This is a genomic window from Sphingomonas sp. BK580, from assembly GCF_014194975.1.
In the GTDB taxonomy this organism is placed as follows: Bacteria; Pseudomonadota; Alphaproteobacteria; order Sphingomonadales; family Sphingomonadaceae; genus Sphingomonas.
Genome location: NZ_JACIAY010000011.1, coordinates 116,660 through 133,491 on the forward strand (window position 1 = coordinate 116,660; position 16,832 = coordinate 133,491).

General features: G+C 64.3%; 16 protein-coding genes. 8 read left to right on the top strand and 8 right to left on the bottom strand.

The window, feature by feature from the left end:
• Positions 1-23 precede the first annotated feature (23 nt).
• Genes FHY05_RS17605 through FHY05_RS17630 form a run of 6 tightly spaced genes read right to left on the bottom strand, consistent with a single transcriptional unit; the run spans position 24 to position 3,602 of the window.
• Positions 24-209 carry a hypothetical protein gene (locus tag FHY05_RS17605; protein WP_183945733.1) on the bottom strand — a complete coding sequence of 62 codons (186 nt, stop codon included), beginning with the start codon at positions 207-209 and terminating at the stop codon, positions 24-26.
• Positions 196-1,539 (bottom strand): TraB/VirB10 family protein, encoded by a 1,344-nt coding sequence (locus FHY05_RS17610; RefSeq protein ID WP_183945734.1) that lies wholly within the window; start codon positions 1,537-1,539, stop codon positions 196-198. The genes FHY05_RS17605 and FHY05_RS17610 overlap by 14 nt, the downstream gene beginning before the upstream one ends.
• A gap of 3 nt (positions 1,540-1,542) precedes the next feature.
• Positions 1,543-2,298, bottom strand: coding sequence for a type-F conjugative transfer system secretin TraK (locus FHY05_RS17615; RefSeq protein ID WP_183945793.1), 756 nt, complete (start codon positions 2,296-2,298; stop codon positions 1,543-1,545).
• Between the two features lie 59 nt (positions 2,299-2,357).
• The gene (locus tag FHY05_RS17620; protein WP_183945735.1) at positions 2,358-2,930 is read right to left on the bottom strand and encodes a type IV conjugative transfer system protein TraE; all 573 of its coding nucleotides are present in this window, start codon (positions 2,928-2,930) and stop codon (positions 2,358-2,360) included.
• Position 2,931: 1 nt separating this feature from the next.
• Complete coding sequence (traL, locus tag FHY05_RS17625; RefSeq protein ID WP_183945736.1) at positions 2,932-3,222, bottom strand: type IV conjugative transfer system protein TraL; 291 nt, start codon at positions 3,220-3,222, stop codon at positions 2,932-2,934.
• Between the two features lie 59 nt (positions 3,223-3,281).
• Complete coding sequence (locus FHY05_RS17630; RefSeq protein WP_183945737.1) at positions 3,282-3,602, bottom strand: TrbC/VirB2 family protein; 321 nt, start codon at positions 3,600-3,602, stop codon at positions 3,282-3,284.
• A gap of 405 nt (positions 3,603-4,007) precedes the next feature.
• On the opposite strand from FHY05_RS17630, the gene FHY05_RS17635 reads away from it, so the two are divergent.
• From FHY05_RS17635 to FHY05_RS17650, 4 genes are all read left to right on the top strand, one after another.
• Positions 4,008-4,469, top strand: a complete 462-nt coding sequence (locus tag FHY05_RS17635) for a hypothetical protein (RefSeq protein WP_183945738.1) — start codon at positions 4,008-4,010, stop codon at positions 4,467-4,469.
• A 107-nt stretch (positions 4,470-4,576) separates the two neighbouring features.
• Entirely contained in the window at positions 4,577-5,074 is a 498-nt protein-coding gene (locus tag FHY05_RS17640; protein ID WP_183945739.1) for a helix-turn-helix transcriptional regulator, read from the top strand.
• An 856-nt stretch (positions 5,075-5,930) separates the two neighbouring features.
• Positions 5,931-7,325, top strand: coding sequence for a plasmid replication protein RepC (gene repC, locus FHY05_RS17645; RefSeq protein WP_183945740.1), 1,395 nt, complete (start codon positions 5,931-5,933; stop codon positions 7,323-7,325).
• Positions 7,326-7,761: 436 nt separating this feature from the next.
• On the top strand, positions 7,762-8,655 hold the full coding sequence (locus tag FHY05_RS17650; RefSeq protein ID WP_183945741.1) for a replication initiator protein A: 894 nt from the start codon (positions 7,762-7,764) through the stop codon (positions 8,653-8,655).
• A gap of 10 nt (positions 8,656-8,665) precedes the next feature.
• On the opposite strand, the gene FHY05_RS17655 is transcribed toward FHY05_RS17650, so the two are convergent.
• Entirely contained in the window at positions 8,666-9,517 is an 852-nt protein-coding gene (locus FHY05_RS17655; protein WP_311732514.1) for a lytic transglycosylase domain-containing protein, read from the bottom strand.
• 151 nt (positions 9,518-9,668) lie between these two features.
• Between FHY05_RS17655 and FHY05_RS17660 the strand changes: the two genes are divergently transcribed.
• Complete coding sequence (locus tag FHY05_RS17660; RefSeq protein ID WP_183945742.1) at positions 9,669-10,961, top strand: hypothetical protein; 1,293 nt, start codon at positions 9,669-9,671, stop codon at positions 10,959-10,961.
• Between the two features lie 4 nt (positions 10,962-10,965).
• Here the strand turns inward: FHY05_RS17660 and FHY05_RS17665 are convergent, their stop codons facing one another.
• Positions 10,966-11,235 carry a hypothetical protein gene (locus FHY05_RS17665; RefSeq protein WP_183945743.1) on the bottom strand — a complete coding sequence of 90 codons (270 nt, stop codon included), beginning with the start codon at positions 11,233-11,235 and terminating at the stop codon, positions 10,966-10,968.
• 237 nt (positions 11,236-11,472) lie between these two features.
• Here FHY05_RS17665 and FHY05_RS17670 point away from each other — a divergent pair, with 237 nt between their 5' ends.
• The 3 genes from FHY05_RS17670 to FHY05_RS17680 are packed head-to-tail and all read left to right on the top strand — an operon-like array spanning position 11,473 to position 16,823.
• The gene (locus FHY05_RS17670) at positions 11,473-11,694 is read left to right on the top strand and encodes a hypothetical protein (RefSeq protein ID WP_183945744.1); all 222 of its coding nucleotides are present in this window, start codon (positions 11,473-11,475) and stop codon (positions 11,692-11,694) included.
• 12 nt (positions 11,695-11,706) lie between these two features.
• The gene (locus FHY05_RS17675) at positions 11,707-12,567 is read left to right on the top strand and encodes a toprim domain-containing protein (RefSeq protein ID WP_183945745.1); all 861 of its coding nucleotides are present in this window, start codon (positions 11,707-11,709) and stop codon (positions 12,565-12,567) included.
• Between the two features lie 35 nt (positions 12,568-12,602).
• A complete protein-coding gene (locus FHY05_RS17680) occupies positions 12,603-16,823 on the top strand; it encodes a strawberry notch-like NTP hydrolase domain-containing protein (RefSeq protein WP_183945746.1) in 4,221 nt (1,406 codons plus the stop codon).
• The last annotated feature ends 9 nt before the right edge of the window (positions 16,824-16,832 follow it).

The following is a 16,832-nucleotide window of genomic DNA, read 5'->3' on the forward strand; positions in this document are numbered from 1 at the left end:
TTTCGGACATATGCGTCCTCCAATCAGCGGTGCGTGATTGCGGTAAACATGATCAGCCCGACGCCGATGACGACGACTGTCCAGAAAAGAACCGGCGCGATGCGCACCAGGAGAGGCTGGACCTGCCTTTGTTCAACGAAATCACCAACCGTGATCTCACCATGCAAAGGAGCTCGCTTAGCCTCCCGCGAGGTTTTAGTTTCGAACATATACACCCTCCAGGAAGACGATCTCGACGTCGACACCGGTCGGCATCTCGATGACGGGCTGGTACTGCTCGGCGCGCTCGATCAGGTACTTGGAGACCATGTCGCCGGCCTCACCGATGCCGTTACCGACACCGCCCTGCGCGATGTCGCCGAGCCCGAGCTGCTGGCGCTTGCCGTTGGCGAGCACGACGTTGCCGGGCTGCAGCGCGATGTTGGTGTTGGCGGCAAAGCCCCGCCCGATCCCGCCGACGAGCCCGGCGAGGAAGGCTTGGCTCACCAGCGAGCCCTCGCGACTGACGACGCGCCCACGCACGCCGGTCTTGCCGCCAAAGGCGATGAAGCCCTTCACCTCGGACTCGGCATAGCGGCCGCCCGGCTGCGGGCAGGTCATCTTCTGAAGCTTGATGTAGACCTTCTCGCTCGACAGCTCGCCGCGCGCGGCGCCGTTGATGAGGCAGCCCTGGATCTTGGTGGTGAGAAGCTTGCCGTTCTGCAGTACCGAGCGCGCGGGACCGGTGATGCGCAGCACGACCGGCAGCGGGTCGGTCTGGCTGTTCACGCCCGCCGCGGCGTCGACGCCGACGATCACCTTGGCGGTCGCGAAGCTGTTCGCGGGCAGGTAGTTCGGGCTGTCGGTATAGACCGTGCTGCCCTTGGCGATCTTGGACGCGGTGCCGCGATCGGTCGAGCTGAACGAGACCATCTTCACCTCGCTCAGGCGAGGCGCGGACAGGTCCGGACCGCCAGGCGGCGCGCCGGCGCCGCGGCCGTACACCGCGGCGCTTCCCGGGCCGTACATCGCTTGCGGACCGGCCGGGGCAGGGGGCGGGGCGGCCGCGCGCTCGTTGACCTGCCGGCGCAGCTGCTCGTTCTCGGCCTGGTACGCCGAGAGCACGCGCTGGCCATCCGCCGTCATCGACTGGTTCTGCGCGCGCATCGCGTCCAGCTGCTGCGAGAGCTGCGCGACGCGGGCGTTGGTGCCATCGACGCTCTTCAGCTGGTTCTCGGCCGACTGGAAGCGGTTCTCCGAAAGCGCCATCCACTCCTGCTCGGAGAGGGTCTTGTTGGCCATGTCGCTGACCGAGACCTTCACCTGCTCGGGCTTGTCGGGGTCGACCTTCTTGGCGCTGTCATCACCGCCGAAGATCCAGAACGACGAGGCGATCAGGCCGACCGCGCCGACCCCGGCGAGGAGCATGCGCTGCTTCTTTCGGGTCTCGGTGTTGCCGTCGAGCTCGGAGGCGATCGGCGAGACGCCGTCGCCAGCCGCGCTGGCCTCCGGGCCGTCGAGCGGCTTGCGGCTGCGCGAGAAGATGTCCTTCAAGGCCATGGCTTAGTTTCCATTCCGCGAGACGAGGTAGGCGGTCGTGACCCGACCCGGCGCGAGCTTGGGCTCGGCGATCGAGACGGCGAGGGCGCTCGACGGCGCGACCTGCGCCTCGGTCAGGACCTTCTCCTGCGAGCCCTTGTTCTCGATCCGCAGCACCCGGCCGGTCAGCGCCTCGCCGCGGTACTCGGAGATCATCTGGACCTTGAGGTCGCCGACGTAGACCGGCTTCAAGGAACGCTGGCGCAGCTCGTAGCCGTCGACCGACATGTTGGCGTACATCGCCTGCACGAGCGATACCGCGGCGTCCTCAGGCGATGAGGCCGCCGCAACCTTCGTCGGCGCCGCCTCGATGGCGTCCGCCTTGGCGATCGCGGGGTTGGAGAGGAACACCTGCACCGCCTGGTCGCCGGCGATGCGGCAGGCAAACTTGTAGACGTAGCCGCGCTTGGACGTGCCGAAGAACGACAGCGTCTGGCGGTTGAAGCCCTCGGGCACCGACAGGTAGATGTCGCCGCGCACCGGTTCGTTCACGACCGAGAAGTCGTCCGACGGGTTGCCGGTGTTGATCTTGGAGACGCCCGCAAACTCGTCATCGACGAGGCTGATGCGGGTGAGGTCCTTGGCCGACGCGGTGCAGGCGACCTGCGCGCCGTCCGCCACCATCAGCGTCTGGTCACCGGCCGCGAAAGCGGGAGCCGAAAAGACGAAGACAGCGACGGCGATGAGAGCGGCGCCGGCGATGCGGCTGAGCCAGCACATCGTGCGCGAGGCGAGAATGGTGCCGAGCGCGGCGCTGCCGAAGGCGTAGAGCGAGGCGGTCACAGCGCGCCTCCCAGCTTGCCCTTGGGCTGCGCCATGCTGAAACCAACGAGCTTCAGGCTCATGCCCGAATATTCCCAGTCGTAGATGAAGGTTCGCGGCTCGCTCGAGACCACCTTCTGACCCACCACCGTGCTGAGCTTGCCCGTGACGGTCGACTGGAGGTGCTTGGCGTCGATCTCCATGCCCTCGAGCGTGAAGAACTGGCTCATGCTCGAGCCGCGCTGCTCGCTGACGATCTTGAGGAGGTCGGCCTTAATGGCGCCCTGCGCCTTGGGGGAGACGATCGCGAGGACCGACTTCATCCAATAATCGAGGCTGCCCGGCGACCGGTTGAGCGTCAGCACCGCGGTGTCGCGGGTGACCAGCTCGAGATACTCGCGCGACACGCCGGAGCTGGAGACCGTCACCGGCGATCCGAGGACCGGCTGCAGGACAATCTCGCGACTGCGCGTCGCGGACATGAGAAGAAGGAGCGCCACGGCCCCGGCCAGCACGAGGGCGGTCATGCCGAGGAGATTGCGCTGGCGAAGGACGCGCTGGCTCTGCGCGTGCTGGTAGGAGAAATCCATGTCAGCCCACCATCAGTCGGAGGTAGGAAGGTGGCGTGGCCCTAAGCGACGGGAACCCGCCCGGCAGGTGCCAGTACGCCAGGTGGATCAGCCACGAAGTCGTCCGTCCCGCCTTTGCTCGCCTAAGAGCCCACCAGCCCAGGACGGCCAAGCCGATCCCGATGACGATGTGTTGGGACAGGATCCCCCAGGTGAAAGGGATGACCATCGCGAGGAACTCGTCCAGCGTCCAAAAGCCGATGAGCTCAGGATCGTCGAGGTGCGATGGGATCACGTACTTGTCGGCTGACATCACGCCACCTTCAGTGACGGAGCCGGCGGAGCTGCTATCTCCGCCGGCACCGGGTCGGTTCAGATCGTGGCGGTGACGGTCGAGGTGACGATCGGCACCCCGGTGCCGGCGCCGACGCCCACGCCAACCGGAATCGCAACCTGGCCGAGCGAGAAGCGCCCCGACGCGAGGCCGACGACGCCACCGGCCAGCGACAGCACGGTGATGATCTTGCCGCCCGAACCCTCGAGGAAGCCGGTGAAGGCATCCAGCGCGGTGTTGAAGGTGGCGTCGGCGCCCGCGAGTGCCGGCGAGGCCATCACTACCGCGGCGGCCGCGACGCCGAGCGTGGCCAGCGCAGCCTCCTCGGCGCGACGGCCCATCTTGAGCAGGGTCTTCATAACCAGAGTCTCCTTTGACTGAGCGCATTTCAGCGCGCCCAAAGGAAGGCTGGCTTGGCGTTAGATAGGTCGCAACGACGAACGCCGCGGAACCCTGTCGTGCCCGGTTTATTGAACTGCTCGGCTCAAATTTCCTCCTTCGCTTTGAGGCCCTGACCCATATCTGGGTCAGGATGGCCCGGATGTGGGGCAGCTTGGCTCACATGTGGGCCAAATTGGCTCGGATCTGAGCCACGCCCATCGAACGCGATCAAGGGTGGAATCAGCGCGGTGCCTCACGTGAAATCGGCCGGAGACATGCGTGGGAGGCTGCGCAACGCCGTTGATGAGCGTAGGGTGGTACTTTCAGGGGGCCAGCTCGGGATCGGAACCTGAGCAGCTTTGGAAAAGGAATGAGGCGCGAAGATGTCGGCCGGGGAAAGAGAGTGCAAATTCAAGGTTTCCGACTACTACTTTCGGCTGACGACCGAAGGTGTGCGCCTTTTCTCTAACAAAACCTGCGTTCATCAAACCTTCAGGCAGGTAGTGGATGAGCGTGCCGAGTGCGCCAAGTCATTGTCGGATTATTACACGGCTGAAGATATGAGAGAGCACTTGGCCATCATACCATCCGAGGGAAACATCGAGCTCGAGTTCACTATCCTTGAGACCAGTGCTGCCTCGATTGAATCGGCAGCTGAAATCCTTAAGGAAGCCCTTGGTGCTTCAGTGGCCTTCAATGATACCGTATCCTTACTCCTGTACGACCTGGTTGTAGAGGAGAACAAGACAGAGGTGCTCACAAAACTCGGCCTTACCGCCGAAGCCGCTGCGCGATATAAGAAGTCGCTCAAAAGAACCAAAACGAATGTTTTTCCGATCCGGTAGCTAAGAGCGCGAAGCGCCTGCATAGGTTAAAATAACGTTTGCGGCAGGTTTGCAAACCCAGCTGATGTGGTTATCCCTGTACGCGGTCATCCGGGAGGGATAGGCAAATGGAGGTACTTCAGCACGAAGTCGACCCGCCGTCGAGTAGACCCTACACGATTGCGGACTTCATTGTCTCGAAAATGGACACCGTTGGCGTCAGTCAACGAAGTTTGGCAGCGCGCACCGGGTATAGCCGTAGCCGTATTAACCGCATCTTGAGGGAAGAGGATCGGCTCCCAATTACTATGGTCGAGGCTCAAGCGATCCTCGCCTCACTCGGCGTCGGCGAACTTGAAGCTGCGCTTGCACAGGAAGTGATCCGGGATAAGGCTCCGGTCACAAGCCGAGAAATGGAGGTAGTCGTAAGCCTCATCGCCGTTGTATTCGGCGGCCTCGCGACCAAAATAGCCTCGCTTGTGGACGTCGTCGAAGGGCTGGAGTTTGGTGATATTCGCCGCGAGCATGGCTTGAAGGTGCAAAAGGCCATCTTCGAAATGCTGAAGGACCTCTACACTGACCTCATGCAGCGCAAAGACGACCGCATTGACCATACCAGATATTAGTTCAACATCTTAAGTTGGCCAGAGAATGCCACGCTAGCAACCTTTCTTTTCTGAACTAATCTGCACGATATTAGCAAGTCGAGGGTACGCTGCTCGCCTTAATGAGGCCAGCGCAGACCATACATGCGAAAAGCACCGGCGCATAGCGATTGGCCGTCTCTCGCGTTGGAGCCAAACCGGTTTCCTCCGCTGGTTAGGATATGCGGCGCAGCGTCCCAGAACCGGCGTGATTAGGTGACCTACGCGGAGTTCGATGGATCGGGTTCCTCAGAACGCGGCGGCGTTCAGAAAGGCGAATCCCGGGAGCGTAGACAACAGAGTTCCCAAAAGCACGACGAGCACTCGCGTCCCAGCTGTCGACGCCGCGCAGGGTTCCCAAAAGCACGAGGCCGAATCGGAGCGCCATGCGATTCGGGGCGGGGCACAGTTCCTAAAGGCACGAGTCGGCGACTCGACCGGGTTCCCAAAAGCACGTGTCCCCACCGAGACCCGGTTCCTGAAAGCACGAGCCGCTCCCGGACAGGGTTCTCAAAAGCACGAACAAAAGTAGCACAGGGTTCCTAAAAGCACGAAACTCGCTTGGCGACGGCCTAGTGCGCTGCCGCTAACTTCGACTTCCGCGAGACTTCCCGCGATCAGCACCTCGCTGCCGTCCGCTTGGCCGGTAAAACCGAAGATAAAGAGGAGACCCGTGCAAACAAGAAAGGCCCGACACTAGGCGGGCTTTCCGAGAAGTCGCTAGGACGCGTGTGGCAACTCTTCCTTAGCCGGCTGCTCTCGACATCGCAACGCCACCGCGCGTGGGTTCGCGCCACCGCTTTGCTTGTCCGCACGGGCTCCCGTCAGGGAGAACCGAATGACCGCTTGCGCCCAACGCCCAGGGGCGGGCCTGCGCCGCTTCGATCAGCACAACGCCGCCGCGATGGCCGTTGCTGACCAATTTTCTGGCCTAGAAAAGGACACCACGCCGGCGCACGTCCTTTCTGCGATGAAACGGGCCGCCGTCTATCTTGGCTTCCCAAATCGCGTTGTTCAGGTAATCGATCTGATGTTCAGCTGGTCGATGCCCCAGGACTGGCGTGCCGGGCACATTCCAACCGTCTGGCCGCGCAACGATAAGCTGTCACACTTGCTCGGCATCTCCGTTCGCCAAGTCCAGAAGATCCTCAACAAGGCGCAAGAGCTCGGCCTCGTCACCTTTCGAGACAGCCCCAACGGCAACCGCGGCGGTCACCGCGACCGGAATGGTAACATCGTCTGGGCTTACGGCATCATCCTCAGCCCGCTGGGAGCCCGGTACCGCGAGTTTCTCGAAGTCGCTGCCCGAGGCGCTGCGGAGGACAAGCGCATAGACGAGCTCGCCCGACGCCTAGCTTCGGCCCGTCGCGGCATTCGTTCGATAGCCCAGACTGCGCTCGACGTGGCGTATCGCGGCTTCAGACCGGAGGACGAGATTGCGCTGGCGCGCATGGCGGCCGAACGGATCAGAGGCAGCCGCGATATTCCGATGATCGAAGCTTGCGTCCAGCAGCTTGAGGAACGTCGGCGTGCTCTCGAGACTGCTCTTCACGAGGCTCTAGCCGGGAAAACGGTGTCGCCGAATCTGAACGAAAATTCATGGCCGGACGATCCCGATGACACCCTCTCTACAACTACAACGCAACTCCAATCTGCTACCGCAGATCACAGTAGCGGCTTGGCGATAAAGAGTAGTGGAGATTACGACGTCCGCCTCGCCCAGCCTCAGACCGAAGTGGAAAGCGACCTCGAGAAACACGGTGTCGATCCGACCTTCATCCGGGAGGCGGCGCCCGAGCTACTCCAATCGCTCGATTATGCGCCGGCGACATGGGGCAACGTGATCGCGCTGGCCGAGCGTCTAAGCGGTCAGAACCGGATCGCCTCATCGGCATGGCGTGAGGCCTGCCGCGTGATGGGGCAGCGCGGCGCAGCGGCCGCGGTGATCGCGACCGTCGAAAAGTACCGGTCCGGGGAGGTGTTGCAACCCGGCGCGTACCTGCGCGGCATGACCAAGAAGGCGACGAACGCCGAACTCCGGTTAGGAAAGACCATGTTCGGCCTGAAAGACCGAACACGGAGCGACGGTATGCGCGCGCTCGCCGCCGGCGCTCCCGAAGGAAGCATCGGACTGATCGCGAATCGGTTGGTCCGCCGCGCCACGGAAGCTCGCCGACCGGACGCGTCGCGATCATGCGAGCACAATCCGGGAACATCGCGATGGGGTTCCTAAAAGCACGAGCCACGAACTGCTTCCGCGCGTTTGGGAGCGCTCCAGCCCTCGCGGTAGGGCCGTTCCCCATGGAAAGCGGCCAAAATGCCTCGTGCTTTTGGGAACCGTGTCTACCCGCTGAGGAGACGGCCCCCGACACGCCGTGGCCAATCATCGTACGTCTAAAACGAGCGGTCGATCCGCGGGTCGCGCGGGGAGGCATCGTTGTTGGAGAAGCGGCCGATTTCCACGGGTTAGGGCCCGATGTGTGGTACGGTTCCTAAAAGCACGAGCCTGCGTGAGAAATGCGCATTTAAGGCTCCTTCCGCTGGAGAACCCGTCGATTTCGCCCGGCAAGGGCTCGAATCTTCGTGCTTTTAGGAACCCTGTGGCCTCGACCCTCCCCTCAGGCGCAGCTTCGGGCTATAACCACAGCCGTCGACATGCGAGGAATGCTATGGGCGCGCTCACCACAGCCGATAATGCACAACTCAACCTGCTCGACCTAGACAGCCCGCTTCAGGGCAAGGTCCGGGGCGAGCGAAGCATCATGGATTATCCGCTCTTCTCGCTTGCGAAGAAGCCGCAGACCGAGCCGCAGGTTCACGAGATCGAGGGCATAAGCATCGAAATTCGGCCCAGCGGTGGCGGTATCGCGACCATGTACGACAAAGAGATTGTCCTTTACGCGATCTCGCACATCAACGCTCGCCATCGGCGCGGCGAGCGGGTCGACAACGCGGTCGTCTTTGCGGCACACGACTTCTTCCGAGCAACCGGAGTGTCGCGTCCCTCAAAGCGGGATTATGACCGCTTTCAAGAGGCGTTGGGTCGACTGCAAGGCACCCAGATCAAGACGAACATTCGAACTGGCAACGCTGGCAGTAAGGGCTGGTTTTCCTGGTTCTCGGAAGCGGTTTCGACGACCCGTCGGATGCCCGACGGCTCGGATCAACTGGAGTTCGTTAAAGTCATCCTCTGCGAGTGGCTCTATCGCGCGATCACGAGAGACCGCGAAATTTACCAGTATCACGACGACTATTTCCGCCTGAGCCTCTATGAACGCCGGCTCTATGAGCTTGCACACTGCTACGCCCGAGAGGACGAGCATGAAATGCCTATCGAGCGTTTCGCTCAGAAGATTGGATCCAGCGCGACAATCAAGAAGCTGAAGAACACCTTGAAGGAGATTGAGGCTGAGGATCGCATCCCTGAGTATCGTGTTGAGCTTCGTGACATCATCGAGGACGAGCCGGCGATTGATAGCCTTGGCCGAAAGCGAAAAAAGGTACGTAGCGTTGTTGTGATGCGCCCTCGTAAAGGCGACAGCACGCGTATGCTCGCTGCGTAAGCTAGAGAACTTAGAATTGCGAAACCGAGATCGATGGGCGAGGTGACCGCGGGAGGGGTGAGCGAAGCACGGGCGATCCCGGTGCCGCGGTCAGCCGCGACCAGTTGGCGATGATGTCGGTGACATAAGCCTGGGTCTCTGCAATTCGGGGTACCAGGCCATCACGAACACGACCAGGACCGGCATTGTAGGCGGCGAGCGCCAATTGGACCCGGCCGAACTTGTCGAGCTGCTGACGCAGGTAGCGGGCCCCGCCGCGCAGGTTCTGGTACGGATCAAGGCGATCAACCCCGAGCCCAGCCGCAGTGCCGGGCATCAGCTGCGCGAAGCCAAACGCATTTTTCGGCGAGAGGGCGAGCGGATTGTAACGGCTTTCTCGAATGATCATCGCGTCGAACAAGCCCGTCGGGATACCATGCTCGCACGCGATTGAGCTCATCATGCCGTAATAGGCCGCGCGTCGCCCTTCGGCCTCTCGGGACAGGAAGCCCGACGGTCGGTAAGCCAGCGGCGCGCAGCCTGGAACGAAGGCGGGCGCGACGACCGTCTGGTTATTTGCTCGCATCCAGCCAGGGATTGCGATCGATGACGACGTGGGGATCATGGTGAATGTGGCCTGAGACATAGGACCGGCTTCTACGAGACCCGCCAGCTCGCGCTTCATACGAAACTCGACGTACCGTCGACTGAGATCGTGGACGGCGAACTCCGCAGGAAGGGCCGCATCCACCCCGACGTCCGATGATGGAGCCACGACGGCGTCACTGTCCACCGTCGGCAAAGCAGTCATCGAGATCAACTCGACACGTCTGGACGACTGCTGCTTCCGGTTCGCGGCCTGCGCCGTCCCGGTCAGCACCACGCTTATTAGGGCCGCTCGAACGATCGCTCGCCGCACAATAACCTCCTGAAATCGTCGCTTCAGAGGAGTGGGCAGAAGCTATTCGAGCTTGTCAAGACGGCCAACCGGGCCGAAACTGCCCCCTAAACCGTGCCGGAAGGTCTCTTCGAGCATGTGGTTGATCCATCGCGACACTGACGGACAAGGCCCAAACCGCATCCCTCTTCCGCCTCAACTCCGGGAGGCGTTGGTGCGATGGTATGTGGGAGAGGGCTCGTTCCACGATGAGCAGGCCGGGATCACGCTGGTCCAGAACGCACGCATCGGCCATCGCTGGATCGCCTGCAGCTGCCTCGGCGCAGACAAACGCCCGCCGATCCTCACCCCTGCGTTCCTGTCGGAGGCCGAGACCTACTATCTGCGACGCCTGACGAGCGAGAAGCGGCCGGAGCATCGTCCGGAGTGCCCCTTTTTCCGCGACCAGGTCACCAACCGCATCACGGAGGTGCGCTCCCACAACACGCCAACGGATCCCCCGGCCGGGTTCTTCGAGGTGCTCCGACCAGCGCCGGAGAAGCTTGCCCAGCGTCCCGAGGAAGACAGCAACGACGACCGGACACGCAACGCCTCGACCCCGCGGCTTGCTCGTCTGCTCTGGCGGCTGATGGACACCGCGGGCTCCAACAGCGTGCCTCCGCTAGGCGCCGGCCCTGACTGGTCGATCAAGGAAGGCTTCGCCGCGATCATGCGGGCCGCGGGCAAGATCGAGATTGCGCCTGGAATCGAGCTGGCACGCGCGCTGTGGACCCACGCCCGCCCGCTCGAGGCAAATGTCGTCTATGCGACGCTACGCAGCCTGGCGCCGAACTGGCCAAAGGCGCACGCGCCGCAGGGCTTCGTGCTCCTCTATGCGCCGGCCGTTCAAGGCCACGAGATCCACGTCCCTGATGGCCTACCGGTCCACATCGCGAACCGCGTCCAGTCGCCGTCGGTCCGCGGTAACCGCATCAGCGGACCGTTCCTCGTGCTGGTGGTCGCCGGCGAATACCCGGAGGCGCATGGCTACGCACCCCTGCGCGCCTACGCCCAGCCGATCTATAGCGGCCGGCTGTTCGTGCCCGTCGAATCCGATCTCGAGCGGAAGGTGCTCAAGCGAATTTTCGAGACGCAGCGGATGCTCCGCAGCAAGGGCATCGACCTCGCGATCGGCAAGCCGCTCTTCGATACGATGACGCCCGACGGCCCATGTCGGCCTGACTTCTTGCTTGAAGGTCGATCCCGGGTGACGGGCGAGTTGCGCACGATCGTGGTGGAGGCAATGGGCTTCGACACCGATGATTATCACGCCGCCAAGGCAATCACGCACCCACGAATGCGCCATATCGGCGAACTGCTAAGCCTCACTCCCGCTGACATTGAGGATGAGGCAGCGCCTGCCCGGATCGCCGCGGCGCTCGCGCTTTAGCGGATCAGGACCAACTCATCGTCGCGGCAAAGGAGCCGACGATGCCGAGCGTAACCGGGGTCGACAACAGATACAGTTTCTGCCAGCGCCACCAGGCCCTAGGCAGAAGAAGAACTGCGCCGCGAACAGTACGGGCATCCTGCCAGATCTTGTCTTTCCAGAGCCCTTGCAACGTCACAGTGACTGAAAGCGCCATCGCGATGGCGCAGCAGATGCCGGCCGCCAGGTAGATTGCGATCCAATTGGCAATCTCGACGGCCGAAAACTGCGACATCCACACCTCTTTAAGAAAGCGCGTGTCGACAAACAGGCGCCGATCGATTCTAGTTCCAAGGCAGCCTACGAGCGCAGGCTTTAGCACCCGGTAAACGGACCGGCACTAAGTAGCACCCCATTCTACAGGGGTAGAGATGGAGCGGAGAGGGAGGGAAGGAGCGGGCTGCTCGGGTGGCCTTGTTCTCCCTTCAATACGGGCTGCGTCACCGCCGCCCAGGCACGGGGTCTCTCCACCATGCAACGTATCGTGCTTGTCATCCGCGACCGTGGCCGAAGGGACATCGTCGCCTTCCATCCTACCGAACAGGCCGCACGCGAGGCGCTGGCGGACTACGTCCGTGAGCAAACACCCGAGGCATCGGACAGCGACAACGACGCTGAGCTGATCGCAGCTTATTTCGCTGACGAATCCGTCGCGCTCTACACCATCGCCGGCGTCCCCGCCGCGAAGTGCTGATGGAGGCAAGCCATGGCCATCATTGCCAACCGTCCGTCGCAGAAGCTGGTGGATCTCGTCGGGGCGCTCGGAGGATCCTGGCACGGTAACGTGGCGACGTGCCGCTGCCCTGCGCACGCTGATGCCACACCCAGCCTCTCGCTTCGCCAGGGCGACCGCGGGCTGCTCGTCACGTGCTTCGCAGGCTGCGACCCCATCGATGTGCTGCGTGAGCTCGACCGTATCCCACTCGGGCGTCGCTATGAGGCTCCGGAACCGGCTCGGGCGACGGGAACGGCGAACATCGACAGGCTATGGAACGAGGCTCGCCCGGTGCCAGGGACCTGCGCGGAGCATTATCTTGCCTCGCGCTTCCTTCTGCCGCTGCCGACCGACGTCCGCTTCCATCCGCGATGCCCGCTCGGCCCCAAGCCCCGGACGGTGTTCAAGCCCGCCCTCCTCGTGGCGGTTCGTGAAGCGCAGCGCCTGGTCGCTTTCCAGCGGATCTTTCTCGACCCGAGCAGTGCGTCCTACACCGAGAAGGCGACGCTCGGGACATTGGGCTCCGGCGCGTGGCGCGGGGGTGGTCTCGCTCCGACCATCGGCCTCGCCGAGGGTTTCGAGACCGCGCGCGCGTGGTCGTTGCTCCGGGGACTGCCGTGTTGGGCGTCGCTCGGCTCGCGCCGGCTCGACGTGCTGACGATCCCGCCCACGGTGACAAAGCTGATCCTCGCCGGCGACAACGATCTTGCGGGACGGCGCGCTGTGGCCCGCAGCGCCGCGCGCTATGCGACTAACGAGCGCGTCATCGAAGCGGACTTTCCTCCCGCGCCGTTTAACGATTGGGCCGAGGCGCTCGAGGCGGGAGAGAGGGGAGGGGGAGGAAGGCGGTGAGCTGCCGGATGGCAGCCTGACCAAGGGAGCCCTCCATGTCCGACCTTCTCGATCTGCCGCCGGTGAGCGACCGGCCGGCCGCGCTGACGATCGCCGAGCTGCTCGCCGGCAACACGCCGATTACGCGGCGAGACCTCAACAGCGCCATGACCGCGGCCTTCGGCGGAACCGACGCGGATGGCCGCTGGACCCAGCGCGCCAGCTTCGAGATGCTCGAGCATGCGCTCGCGCTGCACGTTGCGCGCCAGCCATACCCGCTCGCGACCCTCGCTGGCGTGCCGCATGCCGCAGCTCTGATGGAGCGGCTGCCGACGCAGACGGTCCGCAGCGAGGAGCAGATCGAGCTCCAGCAATTCTCGACTCCGATCGACATCGGCGCGCTCGCGGCAGTGATGGCGGCGATCGGGCCGGACGACATCGTGCTCGAGCCAAGCGCGGGTAACGGGTTGCTCGCGGTGCAAGTGCCGCCTCACGCCGGGCTGCAGCTCAACGAGATTGATCCCAAGCGCCGCGAACGGCTGGCAAGCGTCTTCCCCGACGCGATCATCACCGGCCACGACGGCGCCGCCCTCGTCAGCCTGCACGCTGCGCTGGAGCGGCCAACCGTCGTGCTGATGAACCCTCCGTTCTCGCGCAGCGTCGGCCGCGGCGCTGACAACCTGGCGGCGCTGCGGCATCTGCAGGCCGCGATCCGCCGTGTCGCGAAGGGCGGCCGCGTCGTCGCGATCATGCCGGACTGGTTCGCACCGAGCGCCCAGCTCAAGGCCGCCTATGAGGCGGTGCTGACAGGCTGCACGGTGCGCACCTCGCTCCGCCTCGAGAGCTGCTATCGCAAGCACGGCACCGACATCGCGGTCAGGCTCTACGTCACCGACAAGGTCGCGGGCGGGACGTCGCACACGGTGATCCAGCGCCGGGCTGTTCTGGACTTCCTCGACGCGATCACCGTACCTGCCCGAGCCGAGCTCGCGAGCGATGCGGCCGTGGCGAAGCCGGCGCCGACCGTCGTCACGCTGTTCGGCGCCGCACGCGCCGCGACGCCAGCTGTCGCCCGCACCTACCATGCTCCCGTCCGCAACGCGGTACTGCCGGTCGGCTATACGACGCTGGCCGCGCCGGCGCCGCTGGCCAATCAGGTTGGTGTCTATCTGCCATACCGCCCGAGCCGCATCGTCTTCGAGGCGGCGGGCGAGCACCCGACGGCGCTGGTGGAGTCCGTCGCGATGGGCTCGATCCCGGCGCCGATCCCGGCGCATATCCCGCACCTGCCAGAGCGCACCGTCTCCGACCGCCTCTTGTCCTCCTCGCAGCTCGAGACGGTGATCTACGCCGGACATGCCTGGAACCAGCTGCTGCCGGGCACCTTCAAGCCAGCCAAGGAAGGCGTCGGGCTCACCATCGACGAGGAGGGCCGCCGCTACCGCAAGGGCTTTTTCCTCGGCGACGGCACCGGCGCCGGCAAGGGCCGCCAAGTCGCCGCCTGCATCCTCGACAACTGGCTGCAGGGCCGGCGTCGCCACATCTGGGTGACGAAGAATGAGCCGCTGCTCGAAGACGCGCGGCGCGACTGGTCGGCGCTAGGCGGTCTCGCCGGTGACGTGCAGCCGGTCTCCAACTGGAAGATCGACGAGCCGATCCGGCTCATCGAAGGCGTGCTGTTCGTCACCTACCCGACGCTGCGCTCGATGCGCACCGACAACAGCCGGCTGCAGCAGATCCTCGACTGGGCCGGGCCTGACTTCGACGGCGTGATCGCGTTCGACGAGGCGCACGAGATGGGTGGCGTAGCGGGCGGCGAGGGCGCACTCGGCAAGAAGGACGGCTCACAGCAGGGTATCTGTGGCGTCCTCCTGCAGAACCACCTTCCCGACGCGCGCGTGCTCTACGCCTCTGCGACGGGCGCCTCGGACGTCAACAATCTCGCGTACGCAGTGCGGCTGGGCTTATGGGGACCGGAGACGGCGTTCCCCGGCCGCGAGGCGTTTATCTCCGAGATCCGCAAAGGCGGGATCGCTGCGATGGAGCTCGTCGCGCGCGACCTGAAGGCGCTCGGGCTCTACACCGCGCGCGCGCTCAGCTTCGCCGGCGTCGAGTATGACGTGCTGAAGCACGAGCTGACGCCCCAGCAGATCGAGATCTACGACACCTACGCGAACGCCTGGAGCGTGATCCTCCAGAACATGGAGGAGGCGCTGAAGCTCACCGACGTCGTCGACGCACTCGAGGGCGGCACGCTGAACAGCGGCGCCAAGGCGGCCGCGCGCTCGCGGCTGGAATCGTGCAAGCAGCGCTTCTTCGGCCAGGTCCTGCTCGCGATGAAGCTGCCGACGGTCATCGCTGCAATCGAACATCACCTGAAGGCCGACCAGTCGGTCGTGCTGCAGCTGGTGACGACGGCCGAGGCGATCCTTGATCGCCGGTTGGGTCAGATGTCGGCCGAGGAGCGCGCCGATCCGACGATCGACCTGTCACCGACCGAGTATATCGCCGACTACCTCCAGCGTGCGTTCCCAACGCGCCAGATGGAGACCTACAGCGACGACACCGGCAACGTGCGTTCGCGCCCGATGACCGACGAGGCGGGTCACCCGGTCTACAATCCGGACGCGATCGCCGCGCGCGATGCCATGCTCGAGCACATCTGCGGCCTGCCTCCGATCAAGTCGGCACTCGACGCGCTGATCGAGCATTTCGGCACCGACGACGTCGCCGAGGTGACCGGTCGCTCCAAGCGGCTCGTGCCGACGTCGGACGGGCGGCAGAAGGTCGAGACGCGCTCAGGCCGCTCCAGCCAGGTCGAGGCCGCAGCCTTCATGGCCGGCACCAAGCGCGTGCTGGTCTTCTCGGACGCGGGCGGGACCGGGCGCTCGTACCACGCGAGCCTAGACGCCAAGAACCAGCAGCAGCGCGTCCACTTTCTGCTCGAGCCGGGCTGGCGCGCCGATCGGGCAATACAGGGGCTCGGCCGTACCCACCGCACCCATCAGGCCTCCACGCCGCTGTTTCGGCCGGTGACCACCGACTGCAAAGGCGAGCTGCGCTTCACCTCGACGATCGCCCGCCGGCTCGACAGCTTGGGCGCTTTGACGCGCGGGCAGCGCCAGACCGGCGGGCAGAACCTGTTCGACCCGGCCGACAACCTCGAGAGCGAATATGCCAAGGACGCGCTGGTCACCTGGTTCGGCTTGCTCGATCAGGGCAAGCTCACCAGTACCACGATGAACGACTTCTGCGCGCGTACCGGGCTGGAGCTCTACGACAGCGACGGCAACCTGAAGGAGGAGCTGCCGCCCATCCAGCGCTGGCTCAACCGCCTGCTGGCGCTGCCGATCGGGCTGCAGAACGTCATCTTCGACGAGTTCCTGTCGTTGGTCGAGACACGCGTCGCCGCAGCGCGCAAGGCGGGCACGCTCGACGTCGGCGTCGAGACAATCACCGCTGACACCGCAACCGTGGTCGACGACACGCTGCTGCGCACCGATCCGCTATCGGGCGCGACGTCGCACCTGCTCACCATCGAGATCGCGCGCAAGAAGACGCCGATCCCGCTCGATGACATCCTCTACACCGCCAGGTGGGCGCGAGATTCTGCGTTCGTCATGAACGCCCGCTCGGGCAAGGTCGCGTTGCAGCTGCGCGCGCGGCCGTGGATGGACCAGCAGGGCGAGGCCATCCCGCGGCTCGAACTGCAGCGACCGTGCCGCCGCGAGTATATCGGGGAGGCGGACCTGCTCGAGTCCGCCTGGGAGAAGATCGACCGTCCCACGTTCGAGGCAAAATGGGCCGAGGAGGTCGCGGAGCTCGCCGGTCAGACCGAGATCGAGACGATCCGGCTGGCGACGGGGCTGCTCCTCCCGATCTGGTCGGCGCTCCCGTCAGACCACCTCGCGGTGAACCGCATCGTCGACGCGCAGGGCAATTCGTGGCTCGGCCGCCTCGTGTTCGACCAACACGTCGCGCAGCTCTACACCAAACTCGGCATCGCCAAGAGCGAGGACCTGCCGGTCGACGCCATCGCACATTCGGTCATGTCGGGCCGCAGCGTCGACGTGACCCGGCCTTTCGCGATGACGATCCGACGTGCGTTCGTGAACGGCACGCAGCGGATCGAGATCGAGCGCGCACCGGCGCAGCAGCTCGCGTACCTGAAGTCGCTCGGCTGTTTCACCGAGATCATCGCGTACCGCACGCGTGTCTTCGTGCCGGTCAGCGAGGCGAACGCGATCCTCGAGCGGCTGCTCAAAGTCACCTCATGATTGGGACGA

Bases quoted from the DNA above. Each gene is read 5' to 3' on its own strand.
- FHY05_RS17605 (WP_183945733.1), bottom strand. From the start codon at position 209: ATGTTCGAAACTAAAACCTCGCGGGAGGCTAAGCGAGCTCCTTTGCAT.
- FHY05_RS17610 (WP_183945734.1), bottom strand. From the start codon at position 1,539: ATGGCCTTGAAGGACATCTTCTCGCGCAGCCGCAAGCCGCTCGACGGC.
- FHY05_RS17615 (WP_183945793.1), bottom strand. From the start codon at position 2,298: ATGTGCTGGCTCAGCCGCATCGCCGGCGCCGCTCTCATCGCCGTCGCT.
- FHY05_RS17620 (WP_183945735.1), bottom strand. From the start codon at position 2,930: ATGGATTTCTCCTACCAGCACGCGCAGAGCCAGCGCGTCCTTCGCCAG.
- traL (WP_183945736.1), bottom strand. From the start codon at position 3,222: ATGTCAGCCGACAAGTACGTGATCCCATCGCACCTCGACGATCCTGAG.
- FHY05_RS17630 (WP_183945737.1), bottom strand. From the start codon at position 3,602: ATGAAGACCCTGCTCAAGATGGGCCGTCGCGCCGAGGAGGCTGCGCTG.
- FHY05_RS17635 (WP_183945738.1), top strand. From the start codon at position 4,008: ATGTCGGCCGGGGAAAGAGAGTGCAAATTCAAGGTTTCCGACTACTAC.
- FHY05_RS17640 (WP_183945739.1), top strand. From the start codon at position 4,577: ATGGAGGTACTTCAGCACGAAGTCGACCCGCCGTCGAGTAGACCCTAC.
- repC (WP_183945740.1), top strand. From the start codon at position 5,931: ATGACCGCTTGCGCCCAACGCCCAGGGGCGGGCCTGCGCCGCTTCGAT.
- FHY05_RS17650 (WP_183945741.1), top strand. From the start codon at position 7,762: ATGGGCGCGCTCACCACAGCCGATAATGCACAACTCAACCTGCTCGAC.
- FHY05_RS17660 (WP_183945742.1), top strand. From the start codon at position 9,669: ATGTGGTTGATCCATCGCGACACTGACGGACAAGGCCCAAACCGCATC.
- FHY05_RS17665 (WP_183945743.1), bottom strand. From the start codon at position 11,235: ATGTCGCAGTTTTCGGCCGTCGAGATTGCCAATTGGATCGCAATCTAC.
- FHY05_RS17670 (WP_183945744.1), top strand. From the start codon at position 11,473: ATGCAACGTATCGTGCTTGTCATCCGCGACCGTGGCCGAAGGGACATC.
- FHY05_RS17675 (WP_183945745.1), top strand. From the start codon at position 11,707: ATGGCCATCATTGCCAACCGTCCGTCGCAGAAGCTGGTGGATCTCGTC.
- FHY05_RS17680 (WP_183945746.1), top strand. From the start codon at position 12,603: ATGTCCGACCTTCTCGATCTGCCGCCGGTGAGCGACCGGCCGGCCGCG.